The sequence below is a fragment of the Acinetobacter sp. RF14B genome (assembly GCF_006864105.1).
GTDB classification, from domain to species: Bacteria; Pseudomonadota; Gammaproteobacteria; order Pseudomonadales; family Moraxellaceae; genus Acinetobacter; species Acinetobacter lwoffii_C.
Genome location: NZ_SMTB01000276.1, coordinates 1 through 390, shown reverse-complemented (window position 1 = coordinate 390; position 390 = coordinate 1). Strand labels below are relative to the sequence as shown.

General features: G+C 47.9%; 1 protein-coding gene. It reads left to right on the top strand.

The features are described 5' to 3' along the window. The coding region (locus tag E2K52_RS14950) for an ATP cone domain-containing protein (protein WP_151205744.1) at positions 1-332 on the top strand (332 nt) is incomplete at its 5' end. Positions 333-390: the final 58 nt, after the last annotated feature.

Genomic DNA, 390 nt, shown 5'->3' with positions numbered 1-390 from the left:
TGATGCCGCGTGTCATCAAATCGGATGGTAAAAATGAACCGTTTGATGAAGCCAAATTGCGCCGTTCTCTGATGCATGCCTTGCAGAAACGTCCGGTAACCCAAGAGCAGATTGAAACTGTACTCAGTGATATCCAGTTGCAGATCCGTCGCTTGGGAGAACGTGATGTGAAGTCGCGAACGATTGGTGAAATTGTCATGCAGTCGTTATTCGCGCTGGATCATGTCGCTTATGTCCGTTTTGCCTCGGTTTATCAGGATTTTCAGGATGTCGAAGCTTTTCGCCGTCAGATTGAACAGATGCAACTACGTGAAAATCAAGACCAGACATGACTGAATTCAAGCAGGAACAGAGCTGGATGCATCGTGCTATTGAACTGGCGCGGCAGGG